The following is a 16,560-nucleotide window of genomic DNA, read 5'->3' on the forward strand; positions in this document are numbered from 1 at the left end:
GTCGCATATTCTACCTTTTTGCTATTGCAATAGCAAATATTTACCTGCATATTTCTGTGCTTAATTGGTTAATACAAATTCTTCCGGTTTTTCCGGTGGAATAATCTCAATTTCCGCACTATGCTGCACTCCGCGCGGCAATGAAGCACCTCTACGACCTCGTTCGCCATAATAATGGCTGATTTCTTTCGCATCCAAAGTCACTTTACGCTTACCGGAACGGAATATCAAAGAACTACCCTCTTCAATCACAAATAATCTCACCAACGACTCCTCTCTTGCTTTTGCTTTCGCAGCAGGAATATTGATAATTTTATTTCCTTTTCCTTTCGATAACTGCGGCAATTCACTGATCGGAAAGAGTAACATTTTGTTCGCTGAAGTAATCGCTACCAATAAAACCGATTTGTTTTCAATCACTACCGGAGGCAACACTTTTGCATTTTCAGGTAATGAAATCGCCGCTTTACCGGCTTTATTACGCGTGATTAAATCTTCCGCATTGCAGACAAAACCATACCCGGCATCTGATGCCATTAAGAGTGCTTGCTCTGCTTTCGGCATCAATAGCTGTTCTATCATTGCACCTGCCGGCAACGTTAATTTACCGGTGATCGGTTCACCTTGTGAACGAGCAGACGGCAAGGATAACGGATCCAAACTGTAACTCCGCCCTGAGCTATCAAGGAAAATCACCTGTTGATTAGAACGACCGCAAACGTGAGCCAGATAATTATCTCCTGCCTTATAACTTAAACTTTGTGGATCAATATCGTGCCCTTTAGCACAACGCACCCATCCCATTTCAGAAAGGATCACCGTTACCGGCTCTACCGGCACTAAAGCACTTTCAGAGATTGCTTTTGCCTCTTCACGTTCAACAATTTTCGATAATCTCGGACTGGCATATGTTTTTGCATCTTGCTCAATCTCTTTTTTGATCAATTGGTTCAAATTTTTATCCGAAGATAATATTTTTTCCAACCGTTTACGTTCCTGCTCTAACTGTTTCTGTTCCGCTCTTAATTCAGTTTCTTCCAATTTCGCTAAATGACGTAAACGTAAATTCAGTATCGCTTCCGCCTGCTCTTCTGATAAGGCAAATCTCGACATTAACTCCTGTTTAGGTTCATCTTCATTGCGAATAATATGAATAACTTCATCAATATTTAAGAAAGCAATCAACAAGCCGTCTAGAATATGTAGTCTTGATAACACTTTATCCAAACGATATTGCAAGCGACGAGTGACCGTTTGACGACGGAAACTGAGCCATTCCGTTAAAATCGTATATAAATTTTTCACTGCCGGCTTACGATCCAAACCGATCATATTCATATTGACACGATAACTTTTTTCTAAATCCGTTGTGGCAAAAAGATGCGCCATTAATTCATTTTCATCAACTCGATTAGAACGTGGAACAATCACCAATCTGGTTGGATTTTCGTGATCCGATTCATCTTTAATATCATCCACCATCGGCAATTTCTTATTGCGCATCTGTGTCGCAATCTGCTCAATAATTTTAGCGCCTGAAGCCTGATAAGGCAGTGCGGTAATCACAATTTCGCCGTCCTCTTTACTCCATACCGCCCGCATTTTTAGTGAGCCTTTGCCATTCAGATAGATTTTTCGCAAATCCTCTTTCGGCGTAATAATCTCCGCCTCTGTTGGGAAATCCGGTGCTTTAACAATATCCAATACTTCATCCATTGAAGTATCCGGATTCTCCAACAATAAAATTAATGCTTGGGCAATCTCATTAATATTATGCGGAGGAATATCGGTCGCCATCCCCACAGCAATTCCGGTAGTACCATTCAATAAAATATGCGGTAATCTTGCCGGCAAATATTGTGGCTCATCAAGAGTACCGTCAAAATTTGGTTGATAATCGACTGTCCCCTGCCCCAATTCCGAAAGCAATAATTCTGAAATTTTTGATAAACGAGATTCGGTATAACGCATTGCCGCAAAAGATTTCGGGTCGTCCGGTGCTCCCCAGTTTCCTTGTCCATCAACCAATGGATAACGATAAGAAAACGGCTGTGCCATCAGTACCATTGCTTCATAACAAGCGGTATCACCGTGCGGATGGAATTTACCCAGTACATCACCGACCGTACGCGCCGATTTTTTATATTTCGCACTCGCATTCAAACCTAATTCGGACATCGCATAAATAATGCGGCGCTGCACCGGTTTTAAACCATCGCCGATAAATGGCAACGCACGATCCATAATCACATACATTGAATAATTGAGGTACGCATTCTCCGTAAAATGCCCTATCGGCATCTGCTCAACGCCTTCGTAATTAATTGTACTCATCTCTCTTTACCAAACTTAAACGTTTAACTCTGCGTGATCGCCTTTTTCTTGTAACCAATTTTTGCGATCATCCGCACGTTTTTTCGCCAAAAGCATATCTAACATTTCTAATGTATGATCCGCCTCGTCATCACTGCCTTGATTCGGTTGATACACCAACTGAACTAAGCGACGTGTATTCGGATCCATTGTGGTTTCGCGTAATTGCAAAGGATTCATCTCCCCCAAACCTTTAAAACGCTGCACATTAATTTTGCCTTTTTTAGATTTTAGGCGTTCCAAAATGGCCTCTTTTTCATTTTCATCCAAGGCATAATGCACCTCTTTACCTAAATCAATACGGTACAACGGCGGCATCGCAACATAAACGTGCCCCTCTTCCACCAATTTAGGGAAATGACGCAAAAACAATGCACATAATAAGGTGGCAATATGCAAACCGTCCGAATCCGCATCCGCTAGAATGCACACCTTGCCATAGCGTAATTGCGATAAATCATCAGTATCGGGATCAATGCCTAACGCCACAGCGATATCGTGAATTTCTTGTGAGCCCAACACTTGATCGCCAGCCACTTCCCAAGTGTTAAGGATTTTTCCGCGTAACGGCAAAATCGCCTGATACTCACGATCACGTGCCTGTTTTGCCGAACCGCCGGCAGAATCGCCCTCCACCAAAAACAGCTCGGTACGACTCAAATCCTGTTGGGTACAGTCTGCCAATTTTCCGGGCAATGCCGGACCGCTCACCAATTTTTTACGCACAACTTTTTTCGCACTGCGTAAACGACGTTGTGCCGAAGCAATCGTCATTTCTGCCAACTGCTCCGCTTGTTGAATATTCTGATTAAGCCATAAACTAAAACTATCTTTGACGACACCGCTGACAAACACCGCACTCTGACGAGAAGATAAACGCTCTTTTGTCTGTCCGGCAAATTGCGGATCCTGCATTTTTAACGACAAAATATAAGCACAGCGCTCCCAAATATCATCCGCCGTTAACTTAACGCCACGCGGTAATAAATTGCGGAATTCACAAAATTCTCGCATTGCATCCAACAAACCTTGACGCAAACCATTGACGTGCGTACCTCCTAGTGGCGTAGGAATCAAATTAACATAACTCTCGCCAATGATATTCCCACCCTCCGGTAACCAGAATAACGCCCAATTCACCGCTTCAGTATCACTTTTAAATTCGCCGATAAACGGTTGTTCCGGCAAAGTTACCACGCCATCAACGGCTTCTAATAAGTAATCAGAAAGCCCATCCTGATAACACCAACGCTCTTCCGTTTGATTAACTTTATCAATAAATTTTATTTCCAATCCCGGACAAAGTACCGCTTTCGCGCGTAATAAATGACGAAGACGTGAAACAGAGAATTTTGCTGAATCAAAATATTTTGCATTAGGCCAAAATCTTACTGTCGTACCGGTTGTGCGTCTGCCGCAAGTGCCGACCACTTCCAACTCTTCTATTTTTTTACCGTCGGCAAAAGCAATATGATAAATTTCACCATTGCGTTTAACAGAAACATCAACGCGTGCAGAGAGTGCATTTACAACGGAGATTCCCACGCCGTGTAAACCACCGGCAAACTGGTAATTTTTATTTGAGAATTTTCCACCGGCGTGCAGTTTGGTTAAGATCAGCTCAATACCGGAAATTTTTTCTACAGGATGAATATCAACCGGCATTCCTCGCCCATTATCAATCACCTCTAACGATTGATCCTGATATAGAATAACCTCAATTTTAGTCGCATAACCGGCTAAAGCCTCATCGACACTATTATCAATAACTTCTTGACCAAGATGATTAGGACGGGTGGTATCAGTATACATTCCGGGGCGCAACTGCACCGGTTCGAGATCCTTCAGAACGGTTATATCATTCGCATTATAAATATTTTCACTCATCTTTTTTTCTGTCGCTGTTGATCACAAAGCGCAAATTCTAGCATTTTTTTAACAGCGAACAAAGGCGAACCCTGCCCCGTATTTATTCAGCTATGTCGTTGCTAAGTAAAGCACAATCAAAAAATAGAGTGAAATAACGAACTCAATTAAACCAATCTGTTTTACCGATAACTTATATTTCGGCAAAAAAATCGCGCGTAACATCGGCAGCAGATAAGCCAAAGCAACACCAATATTAACGAACAAGCCAATAACGACACAAAGTGTATGAAACACACAGGAGAGATAATAATAACGAGGATTTTTGCGCTCACGCATTACGCTCTTCACATATAAAGTCGTACCGACAAAGAAGAGTGTCGGATAAAGCGCGATTGAAAGCATATTTTGATCCCACTTTTGTTGCGAAAAGAAATAAGCCGCCATTCCGGCAATCGCAAAAATCAAAATAGCAGCAATATCATTCAGTAATGCCCGCTCATTTTTCTGTTTTGTATAGTAAATATTGATTAAACCAAACGGTAGCATCGCACCTAAAAAGTAGAGAATACGAGGGTTATACCACAATGGTAAAACAGCAAACAGCAAACTCGCGCCACCATAAATAAATGTCCAACGGCGATACAGCGCCAAATTTCTGCCTTTAAATAACGCCAGAAACGGATAGGTCATCAAATAGAGTGAAAACCAAGCAAGCAGAAGAAGACAATGCAACCAAATCGGTTTAGAAAGCAGCATTCCATACAAAAACGGTAGCAGTGCCATCACAATCGCACCGTGTTGATTAGAAATTAATGGTTTCATTAAAAGCTCCTTAATGGTTGAAACATCGCTCTTCGGGGCGGTAGAATGTGCCTCATTTTCAGGAAGTTGCCGCTTCCGAATCAGAGAATATATATTCTGTTAATGAAAACCCATTTTACCCTTAAAATAATTTATCAGATATAACTTAAAGGAGTGCTTTATGAGTGAAATTAAACATATTGATGCCGGTAATCGCTTATCGGAAGCCACTATTTACGCAGGAATTGTCTATCTGGCAGGACAAGTGGCAGAAGATTCATCATTGAATGCTTATGAGCAAACGCAACAGGTGTTACAGCTTATCGACATTTTATTGGAAAAAAGCGGTTCAGATAAATCTCGTATTTTACGCGCTGAAATTTTCTTAGCCGATATGAATGACTATGCTGAAATGAACCGCGCTTGGGATCAATGGGTCGTTGTTGGCAAAGCACCTGCACGTTCCACCGTTGAAGCAAAACTTGCCGATCCGAACTGGAAAGTGGAGATTGTGATTACTGCGGCGTGTAAATAACGGCTTCTTATGCCATAATAAACGCTTTCTAATTTATACAATACTGAAATCATTAATGCCTATGCCGTTTATTGAAAACTTTCCTATTTATATGCAGTTTTTTATTGGATTATTTGCCGTCACCAATCCGGTCGGATCATTACCTATTTTTATGAGTATGACCAGTAACCAATATGAAGCCGAACGCCAAAAAACAATGTTGGTGACCTCCACTGCCATCGGTGTAGTTTTACTTACCAGCCTATTTGTTGGTCAAGCATTGCTTAATTTTTTCAGTATTTCCATTAATTCCTTCCGTATCGCCGGTGGTCTGCTTGTTATTTCCATTGCAATGACAATGATCAGCGGTAAATTGGGTGAAGAAAAACAAAATAAAGAAGAACGCGCCACCAATTTTTCTGAAAATGAAAGTATTGCCGTTGTACCGCTTGCTATGCCATTAATTGCCGGCCCGGGTGCTATCAGCTCAACCATCGTCTGGGCTTCACGTTATAACAGTTGGATCGATTGGCTGGGCTTCGCAATCGCAATTTTAATTTTTTCGCTGATGTGTTATGCCATTTTCCGTTCCGGTCCAATGATTATGAAATATCTCGGTAAAACCGGCAGCAATGTAGTCACACGTATTATGGGCTTAATTCTAATGTCGCTCGGTATTGAGATCTGCGTTGCCGGTATCTCTAATTTATTCCCGGGGTTATTACACTGATGTGGCATAAATTGTTAAGTAAAAGTAGTTTTATTATTTATGCACTACTGTTAATAGTAAGTTGTGATCAACAACACTCTTCACAAACAACAACTACAACCACAGAAAATAGCACACCTTCTCGACAAACACTTATTCGCGGAGGTGAATTTTCCCGTTTCCAACTCAATCCGCAACAGGTCACTGATCTGCAAAACAGTGCGATAATTTATGATCTTTATGAAGGGTTAGTAAGCTACGATCTGCACGGTAATATTATTCCCGCCGTTGCTCAATCCTGGCAAACAAAAGATAACAAAGTTTGGTTGTTTACTTTACGCAATGATGCCAAATGGTCGGATGGTTCTGCCGTGACTGCCGCCAATTTTGTGAACAGCTGGCAAAATTTATTTATAGAAAATTCACCGTCAGCGCCGTATTTAGCTTTTATTGCCATTAAAAATGCAAAGGCCGTTCTGCAGAAACAACTTGAACCAGCAGCATTAGGCATAACTGCTCCGGATGATTACCATTTGCAAATTGAGCTGGACAAAGCAAATGCCAACTTCCCCTTAATGTTGGCACATATTTCCTTATTGCCAATAAAAAACTCTCTACATAACGGTGCTTATACTTTAAATAACATTGATGAAAACAAAGTAATATTAACGCGTAATCCCTTTTATTGGCAAAAATTGCACGTTTCTTTCCAAAAAGTTGAATACTGGAGGACAAATCTTAAGTCAAAAGAAATTGATCTACGCTTAAATACTAATAATGATACGCAACAAACCGTACCGAAATTATGTAGCTATTATTATGAGTTAAACCCTAATCACCACACTTTAAAAAATAGTGCGGTAAGACAAGCATTAGTGAGCCTAATTTCCAGTAAAAGTGCAATTAATGGCGTGAATATTAACGGTAAAGCCAGTACTAATTTATTACCTTCATCAATGTTATTAAGCGCCTATTTCAATTCAGCACCGCCGGAACAGCTATTACAACAGGCAGGTATCTCTATTCAACATCCATTACATTTAAATCTAACCGTTGATAACAACCCGGTAAATCTTGCCATAGCACAAAATTTAGTGCGTCAGTTTTCTCAATCAGATTTAATCAGAGCAGGTATTCAAGCGAAGACTCAGCAGGAATGGGCGTTGTTGCATAGCCAACAGCAATTTCAACTGATTCGTAGTGGTTGGTGTGCCGATTACAATGATATTTCCGCCTTTTTAAACAATTTTCACTCGAAAAGCCCGGATAACTTAATGCATTATCATAACGAAAAAGTGGATCAATGGTTGGAACAGGCAATGTTGGAAACAGAAAATGAAAAACGGCAACAAATTTATCAGCAGGTTCTTGATACGCTGACAACCGATGCCGTTATTTTGCCAATTTATCACTATTATTTACCGGTCAAAATTGCTGCCGATATTGCCGGTTATGATTTAAACAATCCAACGCAAATTTTTTACAGCAAAGATCTCTATCGTTCCGTGCAATAAAAATGCGATCACCTTGATCGCATTTTCTCTTGATAATAAGGTTATTTCACCGGCGGTTTAACATCCGGACGCGATTCCGGTTTTTCTAATTCAGGAAATTCTTTTTGTTTACTGTTTGCTAAAACCTGTGCAATTTCTTGCGCCTGTTTATCTAAATGTAATGCGGCATAAGCCTGTTGCAACATTGGCAATGCTTTATAAGCATAACTTGTATCCGGATATAAACGGAGCAAATTATCTTGAATTCGATTCACCACCGCAACGTAAGCATCACGTTTCTGATAAAATTCCGCAATTTCATATTGATGTTTTGCCAAACTTTCACGAATATAGCTCATTCGTTGTTTCACATCCGGCGTATATTCACTGTTCGGGAAATAACGCACTAAGGTTTCAAAGTTATGATAAGCATCTTCTCTTGGCTTAGTTTCACGTGAAGAACGTTCCACACCGAAGAAATCTTGGAATAAATTATCCCCCAACGCCATATTGGTTAAACCGGCAATATATAACACATAATCCAAATGAGGGCCTTGCGGATATTTTTGCAAATAACGCTCCGCTGTCGACAAAGTATTCACATAATCTTCATTGCGGTAATAGGCATAAATTAAATTTAAATCTGCCTGTTGTGCATATTCGCCATATGGAAAACGATTATCCGTAGCTTCAAGATAACGGATTGCTTGACGATAATTCTCATCCTGCAAATATTCTTGGGCTTTTTGATATAGTTCACTCACCGGAGCCTGCTCAACCTGCTCTTTAGAGGAGTTGGAACAAGCTGATAATACCAAAGCGGATAAAGCAGTCACAGCAATTACTTTTATCTTATTCATATGCATCTAAATCCTTAATTTTTTATTAGGTGAATTGCACAACAATTACACAATTCTTGATTCGATCTATAAACTCGTGAACAGTTAAGGTAAAATCACGACTTTAACTCTATTGGTTGCTGTTATTGTATAGTGTATCAGCAAATAATTAAATGTTTATATTACTGGAATTAAAACCACGATGGAACACAAAAAATTAACAGCAGAGGTTCAACCTCATCAATTAGGTCAACGTTTAGACCAAACTTTAGCGGAATTGTTTCCGGAATATTCTCGTTCTCGCATAAAAACGTGGATCGAAGCCGGTTTAGTACAAGTGGATGATAAGATTGTCACCGTACCGAAAGAAAAAGTGTTCGGTACGGAACAGATTATTATGCAAGCGGAAATCGAAGAAGATACTCGGTTTACACCACAAAATATCCCACTGGATATTGTATATGAAGATGAACATATTCTCGTCATTAATAAAAGCAAAGATCTTGTTGTTCATCCAGGTGCCGGCAACCCTGATAATACCGTATTAAACGCTCTTTTATATCATTATCCGCCGATTGCGGAAGTGCCGCGTGCCGGAATTGTGCATCGTTTAGACAAAGACACCACCGGTTTAATGGTGGTTGCAAAAACAATAGAGGCACAAACCAAATTGGTTCGTGCGTTACAAAAACGACAAATTACTCGCGAATACGAAGCCATTGCCAGCGGTATTATGACGAAAGGCGGAACGGTTGATCAACCAATGGCGCGCCATCCGACCAAGCGCACACATATGGCGGTACATCCATTAGGCAAACCGGCAGTCACTCACTATCGCATTATGGAGCGTTTTCGTAATTACACTCGCTTAAGATTGCGGCTTGAAACCGGACGTACGCACCAAATTCGCGTACATATGGCATATATCGCGCATCCGCTACTTGGTGATCAAACTTATGGCGGACGCCCTAAACCACCAAAAGGGGCAAGTGAAGCATTATTAACCGTATTACGACAATTCCAACGTCAGGCACTGCACGCTATTATGTTACGTTTAGAACATCCGATTAGCGGTGAATTAATGGAGTGGTATGCACCATTACCGGATGACTTTGTCACATTAGTCAATGCACTAAAAGCAGATTATGAACTACACAAAGATGAGTTAGATTATTGATGGACGCAATTTACCCAAATTGGCAAGTGCCGAATAATATTCACGCCTTAAGTACTCTACGCAGCGGAGGTTATAGCTGCGGTGCTTATGCCGGTATGAATTTAGGCGATCACGTTGGCGATACCGCAGAAATCGTTGCTAAAAATCGACAATTGTTGGTAGAGCAATTTCAATTGCCGCAATCACCAACTTTTTTCACTCAAATACACAGCAATCTTGTTAAGAGATTGCCTCTTAACAGCGAAGATAAAACCGCAGATGCCTGTTACAGCAACCAACCTAATCAAGTCTGCCTCATTATGACGGCGGATTGCTTACCGGTTATTTTGGCTGCCGAAAATGGTCAAGAAGTTGCTGCTGCCCACGCCGGTTGGCGAGGGTTAGCCAACGGTATATTAGAAAATACCCTGAACTGCTTTAACGCGCCGGCAGATAAAATTAAAGTCTGGCTTGCACCGGCTATCAGTGCCAAAGCATTTCAAGTCGGGCAGGATGTTTACGATGCCTTTTGTTTAAATAATGAAACGGCAAAACAGGCGTTTAAGATTGATGACCAAAATCAAGGTAAATATTTTGCAGATATTTATCAATTAGCAAGAATTCGTCTACAACAGGCAGGCGTGCTATCTAAAAATATTAGTGGTGGCGAATATTGCACTTACTCCGATCCGGAAAAATTTTATTCTTATCGTCGAGATAAAATTACAGGAAGAGTGGCAACATTAATTTGGTTTGAAGATAAATAACTCTCGTTTGGGGAATTCATAAATGACTTTTTATTTAAACTTTCTCTTTGTTCTCACCATTTTATTTTTTTATTTTGTTTTTCAAACCATATTGATTAGAAAACATATGGTAAAAAGTTTCATCGATACGGATTTATTGCAAGATCCTCAAAATTACCGTTCATTTTCTCGTATGTGGAGAATGGGGTATCGCTATGATGCCAAAATCAGTGCAATAATTATTGCTGTTCCATTTATTATTGGTTCAGTTTTAATCGCATTTTCGCTTTATCAAGCGACAATTAGCTTATTCAGTTTCTATATTTTTCTAATTTCATTACTCTTTACCGGCATTAATATCGGTAACTATTTTTACTTTAAAACCTATAAAAGCTATTACAATATTTTTATGTTTGGTATTGTCGAAGATGATACTAAAGCCGTCTTAAATAATATTTGGGAAGATTATCCTATTATTAAACTCTTAGTCCTCACCATTCTCGCTGCCATTTTTCCTACGTCCATTTTTATTTATATTCTCTCTCAACGGCCTTTAGTAATAGAAAATTATAGTACATTGATTACTATTACTTTTGGCTTAATCAGCCTTATTTATCTCGCTTATGCAGCTCGAGGATATTTTTTCACCCATCCGTTAGCCAAAATGCACGCTCAAGTTTCCTCATTAAGTATTATTAATCAAATGGTGCCGAATGGCATTATTGCAATGAAATGGGCCTTTGAAGATCGAAAACGTGACATTCAATTCTCAGCCGTTGATAAAAAACAGGGTTCAAAATTAATCAAACAATTTACAAAAATTATTCCGACAACCCAATGTTTCGAGTACGAAAATCCTCAACAATTTTTTATTGATAAAACTGAAAAAAATACTTTTTTGCAACAAAACCCACCACATATTGTTATGGCTTTAATGGAAAGTTTTGGCAATAATTTCTTACAACTTGATAACGCTGAAACGAATGATTTGTTGGGAAAATTGCGCAAATATTTTCAGCAGGATTATTATTTTAAGTTTTTTACTTCCGACTATAATGGCACAGCACCATCACTATCTTCTCTCTATTTTTATAGTCCGATTCAAAATATTAGCCAATCGATCGCACAAAATAAAAGTTTGTTACAAACTCCGTTTTTTATTTATAAAAATAAAGGTTATAAAACAGTTTTTATTACTGCAGGAAATATTATGTGGCGTAATTTAGCCAACTATATGCCGCTGCAAGGTATTGATGAACTTTACGATCAAAACTCGATTATAGATACATTTCCCGAATCAAAAACTACCCTCTCCTATTGGGGTATTGCTGATGAATATGCTTTTAAACTGGCAGAAAAATTATTGCAAGAAAGTAACCAGCCACTTTTTATTAATATTCTAACAATGACAAATCATCCACCGTTCAAAGCACCGGATCATTATCATCCTTTTGTGGTCAATCCGGATATATTGACTGGGAAGATTTTAGCTAAGGATAAAACTGAACAGAAAAATATTTTGCAGGCATTCCAATATGCAGCAAATGCATTAGGCGAATTTATTGAAAATATAGAAAAAAGTAATATTGCAGAAAAAACAATTATTGCCGCAACAGGTGATCATTATATGCGTGCAATGGAAAATCGTTTTCCGCTTGATCTGTTTTTAGATAAAACAGTACCATTTTTTATTCATATCCCATCAACTATAAAAGCAAATTTAGCAATAGACTTTAATCCTTATAGATTGGGTTCACATAAAGATATTATGCCTACGTTATTTGCATTGAGTCTATCTGATTGCGAATATTGGCATTTGGCTGGAAGAAATTTATTATCGAATAAAGCAGAGAATAAATTCAATTTTGCTTTTAATGAAACCGTATTTATTACCCCTGATGCAGTTTACGACCTCCACTCTGAAAATATTGTCAAATATCAGTGGAATAAACAGAATGGTGAAACTGCAAAGCAACTTGAGATAGGTGAAGAGGAAGCAAAAGAAATAAGATCTTATTCCGAGCTATTATATTGGCAAATTAACTATCAAGTTGAAGGCATAAAAGAATAACATTATTTATGTCTTAATAAAAAACCTACGAGCTTTCGTAGGTTTTTATTTGTATTTAGGGCATATCTTCAAAAAGATATGCCCTTTTATATTTTTACTTATAACGCTTCAATAGCAGCATATTGTGCTTTTAATTTATCAAGACCATCCAAATAGCCTTGCATTTTTTCACGTTCTTTAGCAATAACGGCTTCCGGCGCTTTCGCAACAAAATTCTCATTATTTAATTTATTCTCAATACGTTGAACTTCCTGCTGCAACTTATTAAGCTCTTTGGTTAAACGCGCTAATTCCGCTTGTTTATCAATAAAACCTGCCATTGGGATGAGTAATTCCGCATTACCCAATAACTTCGTTACTGCTAACGGTGCTTCTTCATCAGAAGACAAAATATTAATGCTTTCTAATTTTGCCATTGTCTTAATTAATGACAAATTATTATTTAAACAGTTAATTTCATCTTCCGTTAAATGACGCAATAACACATCTAATGCTTTGCTCGGAGCAATATTCATTTCTGAACGAATATTACGAACGTTCACAATTAATTCTTTAATCCAGTTAATTTCGTTAATTGCCTGTTCATCCACCAAATTGGCATCAAACTGCGGGAATGGTTGCAACATAATAGTATCCGCATCAATGTTGACTAATCCTTTCACTTTTTGCCAAATTTCTTCGGTAATAAATGGAATAATAGGATGCGCTAAACGCAATATTTGTTCCAATACGGTAATTAATGTATGACGCGTACCGCGTTGTTGAATTTCAGAACCGCTGTTTAATACCGGTTTTGTTAATTCCAAATACCAGTCACAGAATTGATTCCAAATAAACTCATATAAAGTGGTTGCTGCAATATCAAAACGATATTGATCCAATGCCTGTCGGAATGTTTTTACAGTTTGATTAAATTCCGCCAAAATCCAACGATCCGCTAGAGATAATTCCATCTCCTTATTCTCACCATAGCCACAATCTTTACCGTTAATATTCATCAAGGCAAAACGGCTCGCATTCCATAATTTATTACAGAAATTACGGTAACCTTCCAGACGTTTCATATCCCAGTTAATATCACGTCCGGTTGATGCCAATGCTGCTAAGGTAAAACGCAATGCATCCGTACCGTGCGCCACAATGCCTTCAGGAAACTCTTTACGTGTTGCCTTTTCAATTTTTGCTGCCAACTGCGGCTGCATCATATTGCCGGTTCGTTTCGCGACTAAACTTTCAAGATCGATACCGTCAATCATATCCAATGGGTCAATCACGTTACCTTTCGATTTCGACATTTTTGCGCCATTTTCATCACGCACTAATCCGGTTACATAAACCGTTCTGAACGGCACTTGCGGTTTGCCATTTTCATCTTTGATGAAATGCATTGTGAACATTATCATTCTTGCCACCCAGAAGAAGATAATGTCAAAACCGGTGATTAACACATTTGTCGGATGGAACATCTGCAAATCTTTAGTGTTATTCGGCCAACCCAATGTGGAGAACGTCCATAATCCTGATGAGAACCAAGTATCTAAGACATCTTCATCCTGTTTTAATTTGATGTCGTCACTTAACTGATATTTTTGACGCACTTCCGCTTCATTACGTGCAACATAAATATTGCCTTGCTCATCATACCAAGCCGGAATGCGGTGTCCCCACCATAGCTGTCTGGAAATACACCAATCTTGAATATCACGCATCCAAGAGAAATAGAGATTTTCATATTGTTTCGGCACAAATTGGATTTCTCCGTCTTCTACCGCTTTAATGGCAACTTCTGCTAACGGTTTCACGCTCACATACCATTGATCGGTCAGCATTGGCTCAATCGGCACACCACCACGATCGCCATAAGGAACTTTAAGATCATGCGGTTTAATTTCTTCCAACAAACCTAAAGCCTCGAAATCTGCCACGATTTGTTTACGTGCGGCAAAACGCTCCATTCCACGATATTTCTCAGGAATTTCCGCCACATAATTCGCTAACGGCTTATTATCTACGCCGATAATTTCCGCTTCATCACGAATATCCGCATTCAAAGTCATCACGTTCACCATTGGCAACTGATGACGCTTACCCACTTCGTAGTCGTTGAAATCGTGGGCAGGTGTAATTTTTACCACGCCTGTACCAAATTCACGATCCACATAATCATCAGCGATAATCGGGATTTCACGATTCGCCAGCGGTAAGATCACGGTTTTGCCGATAAGAGATTGATAGCGTTCATCTTCAGGGTGTACCGCCACCGCTGTATCGCCCAGCATTGTTTCAGGACGGGTGGTCGCCACCACTAAATAATCCTTACCGTCTGCTGTTTTTTCACCATTTGCCAACGGATAGCGGAAATGCCAGAGCGAGCCTTTGCTTTCCTTATTTTCCACTTCGAGATCGGAAATCGCGGTGTGTAGTTTTGGATCCCAGTTTACAAGGCGTTTCCCACGATAAATCAAGCCCTCTTCGTGCAAACGCACAAAGACTTCTTTCACCGCATCAGAAAGACCATCGTCCATTGTGAAACGCTCACGTTCCCAATCAATGGAATTGCCCAAACGTCGCATTTGCTGGCTGATCGTGCCACCTGAATAGGCTTTCCAATCCCAAATTTTTTCGATAAAGGCTTTACGTCCGTAATCGTGGCGAGTTTTGCCCTCTTCCGCTGCGATTTTACGCTCCACCACCATTTGCGTGGCGATCCCCGCGTGGTCAGTCCCCGCCTGCCAAAGGGTGTTATCCCCCTCCATACGATGAAAACGGATCAGCGTATCCATCAAAGTTTGCTGGAAAGCGTGCCCCATATGCAACGACCCTGTTACATTCGGCGGCGGAATCGCAATACAATAACTCGGTGCATTCGGGTTTTCATTCGGCTTAAAATAGCCCTGTTCTTCCCAGTGTTTATAAAGTGCTTGTTCTACGGCAGAGGGATCAAAACGATCTGCCATTTCAAATTTTTGTGTCATTGTTTATTCTCGTTGATTTCAAGTACATAATAGTCAAATAAATCAGCCCTGATTATCCTTGCCTTTCGATTATTTGTTCCCGTATACATAGCTGAATAATAATCACCATAGTCATTATCTTTATTCTTATTCCCCAATATCTTCTCCTCAAAAAGAATAAGATTTTCTTTCAAATTTAATGAAGAATTTTCTATGTATTCATAATTCTTTATAATTTCAACCATTAAAGTAAAAAAGTTTGATTTTCTAAACCAAATAGATGAATCTTCAAGATTAAAGGAAGATATATTATTTAAAACATTAGATATCATACTAGCCATTTTAGTTGAATTTTCATAATTTTCATTATATTTGGCAATATAAAGTTCCAATTCTTTATCTCTATTATAGTAACCATCATTCTCTATAGTTGCCATTATTTGAAGTATAAAATATAAATCCCCCATCCTTGTTAACTCAGACTCATGAAAAATATTTAATAGTTGTTTTTTATCTATTCCATCTAATATTTTCTTAGCTGTCTGTATAAATGCACCATCATACACTGCATTATGTATTTCTATATCTTCAAGTTTAAATTTTGTTAAGTTTATTCTTTTAAAAATCTCTCTAATTACGTTATCTTCAACATCTCCAATATCTCTAAATACCAACTGATATTCCATAAAACTTTTTTGTTTTTCTTTTCCCAGCTCTTTAAATCTAGGTATTGATTTAAAGGGTTTATTTTCTATATAAAAATCATTAATATAATTTTGTATAGTGGTCAATCGTTGTTGTCCATCAATTACTTTCTGTGAAGTGCTTCTTGTCTCATGATCATATCCAGCACTAGAAACATATATCTCTGGGAACGGATACCCTAACAAGATAGTTTCGATAAATTTCTCTTGATGTTCTAATGTCCATACAAACTTTCTTTGAAATTCAGGTTGTAGATCTAACTTTTTAGACTGAATTCGCTCATAAACATCAGCTATAGTTGGGTTAGTAACAGATTGTTTTATTTGCATA

At 38.9% G+C, this 16,560-nt stretch carries 12 protein-coding genes; 6 read left to right on the forward strand and 6 right to left on the reverse strand.

Annotated elements, in window-relative coordinates; all coding sequences use genetic code 11:
- Window positions 1-60: 60 nt before the first annotated feature.
- From parC to P375_RS09465, 3 genes are all read right to left on the reverse strand, one after another.
- On the reverse strand, window positions 61-2,334 hold the full coding sequence (gene parC / locus P375_RS09455) for a DNA topoisomerase IV subunit A (protein WP_039136403.1): 2,274 nt from the start codon (window positions 2,332-2,334) through the stop codon (window positions 61-63).
- A gap of 15 nt (window positions 2,335-2,349) precedes the next feature.
- The gene (gene parE, locus P375_RS09460; protein ID WP_039136405.1) at window positions 2,350-4,260 is read right to left on the reverse strand and encodes a DNA topoisomerase IV subunit B; all 1,911 of its coding nucleotides are present in this window, start codon (window positions 4,258-4,260) and stop codon (window positions 2,350-2,352) included.
- A 90-nt stretch (window positions 4,261-4,350) separates the two neighbouring features.
- Entirely contained in the window at window positions 4,351-5,064 is a 714-nt protein-coding gene (locus P375_RS09465; protein WP_039085493.1) for a YwiC-like family protein, read from the reverse strand.
- 160 nt (window positions 5,065-5,224) lie between these two features.
- On the opposite strand from P375_RS09465, the gene P375_RS09470 reads away from it, so the two are divergent.
- The 3 genes from P375_RS09470 (at window position 5,225) to P375_RS09480 (ending at window position 7,780) form a co-directional block, all read left to right on the forward strand.
- A complete protein-coding gene (locus tag P375_RS09470; RefSeq protein ID WP_018346794.1) occupies window positions 5,225-5,578 on the forward strand; it encodes a RidA family protein in 354 nt (117 codons plus the stop codon).
- Window positions 5,579-5,639: 61 nt separating this feature from the next.
- Window positions 5,640-6,287: a YchE family NAAT transporter gene (locus P375_RS09475; protein ID WP_031204753.1), complete on the forward strand. Its 648-nt coding sequence runs from the start codon at window positions 5,640-5,642 to the stop codon at window positions 6,285-6,287.
- Window positions 6,287-7,780, forward strand: coding sequence for a peptide ABC transporter substrate-binding protein (locus tag P375_RS09480; protein WP_039136407.1), 1,494 nt, complete (start codon window positions 6,287-6,289; stop codon window positions 7,778-7,780). Before P375_RS09475 ends, P375_RS09480 begins: the two co-directional genes overlap by 1 nt.
- Before the next feature lie 41 nt (window positions 7,781-7,821).
- Here the strand turns inward: P375_RS09480 and P375_RS09485 are convergent, their stop codons facing one another.
- The gene (locus P375_RS09485) at window positions 7,822-8,619 is read right to left on the reverse strand and encodes an outer membrane protein assembly factor BamD (RefSeq protein ID WP_039136542.1); all 798 of its coding nucleotides are present in this window, start codon (window positions 8,617-8,619) and stop codon (window positions 7,822-7,824) included.
- Window positions 8,620-8,800: 181 nt separating this feature from the next.
- Here P375_RS09485 and rluD point away from each other — a divergent pair, with 181 nt between their 5' ends.
- From rluD to P375_RS09500, 3 genes are all read left to right on the forward strand, one after another.
- Entirely contained in the window at window positions 8,801-9,775 is a 975-nt protein-coding gene (gene rluD, locus P375_RS09490; protein ID WP_018346790.1) for a 23S rRNA pseudouridine(1911/1915/1917) synthase RluD, read from the forward strand.
- Complete coding sequence (pgeF, locus tag P375_RS09495) at window positions 9,775-10,521, forward strand: peptidoglycan editing factor PgeF (RefSeq protein WP_039136409.1); 747 nt, start codon at window positions 9,775-9,777, stop codon at window positions 10,519-10,521. Before rluD ends, pgeF begins: the two co-directional genes overlap by 1 nt.
- Before the next feature lie 106 nt (window positions 10,522-10,627).
- Window positions 10,628-12,571, forward strand: coding sequence for an LTA synthase family protein (locus tag P375_RS09500; RefSeq protein WP_245176448.1), 1,944 nt, complete (start codon window positions 10,628-10,630; stop codon window positions 12,569-12,571).
- Window positions 12,572-12,669: 98 nt separating this feature from the next.
- Here the strand turns inward: P375_RS09500 and P375_RS09505 are convergent, their stop codons facing one another.
- Both P375_RS09505 and P375_RS09510 read right to left on the reverse strand, forming a co-directional pair.
- Window positions 12,670-15,546, reverse strand: coding sequence for a valine--tRNA ligase (locus P375_RS09505; protein WP_039136411.1), 2,877 nt, complete (start codon window positions 15,544-15,546; stop codon window positions 12,670-12,672).
- Window positions 15,543-16,559, reverse strand: coding sequence for a DUF262 domain-containing protein (locus tag P375_RS09510; RefSeq protein WP_039136412.1), 1,017 nt, complete (start codon window positions 16,557-16,559; stop codon window positions 15,543-15,545). The genes P375_RS09505 and P375_RS09510 overlap by 4 nt, the downstream gene beginning before the upstream one ends.
- Window position 16,560: the final 1 nt, after the last annotated feature.

It is taken from the genome of Gallibacterium genomosp. 2 (assembly GCF_000771895.1).
Taxonomy (GTDB): Bacteria; Pseudomonadota; Gammaproteobacteria; order Enterobacterales; family Pasteurellaceae; genus Gallibacterium.

Coding starts and splice junctions, on each gene's coding strand:
- P375_RS09485 (WP_039136542.1), bottom strand. CDS start 8,619: ATGAATAAGATAAAAGTAATTGCTGTGACTGCTTTATCCGCTTTGGTA.
- pgeF (WP_039136409.1), top strand. CDS start 9,775: ATGGACGCAATTTACCCAAATTGGCAAGTGCCGAATAATATTCACGCC.
- P375_RS09500 (WP_245176448.1), top strand. CDS start 10,628: ATGGTAAAAAGTTTCATCGATACGGATTTATTGCAAGATCCTCAAAAT.
- P375_RS09505 (WP_039136411.1), bottom strand. CDS start 15,546: ATGACACAAAAATTTGAAATGGCAGATCGTTTTGATCCCTCTGCCGTA.
- parE (WP_039136405.1), bottom strand. CDS start 4,260: ATGAGTGAAAATATTTATAATGCGAATGATATAACCGTTCTGAAGGAT.
- parC (WP_039136403.1), bottom strand. CDS start 2,334: ATGAGTACAATTAATTACGAAGGCGTTGAGCAGATGCCGATAGGGCAT.
- P375_RS09465 (WP_039085493.1), bottom strand. CDS start 5,064: ATGAAACCATTAATTTCTAATCAACACGGTGCGATTGTGATGGCACTG.
- rluD (WP_018346790.1), top strand. CDS start 8,801: ATGGAACACAAAAAATTAACAGCAGAGGTTCAACCTCATCAATTAGGT.
- P375_RS09480 (WP_039136407.1), top strand. CDS start 6,287: ATGTGGCATAAATTGTTAAGTAAAAGTAGTTTTATTATTTATGCACTA.
- P375_RS09470 (WP_018346794.1), top strand. CDS start 5,225: ATGAGTGAAATTAAACATATTGATGCCGGTAATCGCTTATCGGAAGCC.
- P375_RS09475 (WP_031204753.1), top strand. CDS start 5,640: ATGCCGTTTATTGAAAACTTTCCTATTTATATGCAGTTTTTTATTGGA.
- P375_RS09510 (WP_039136412.1), bottom strand. CDS start 16,559: ATGCAAATAAAACAATCTGTTACTAACCCAACTATAGCTGATGTTTAT.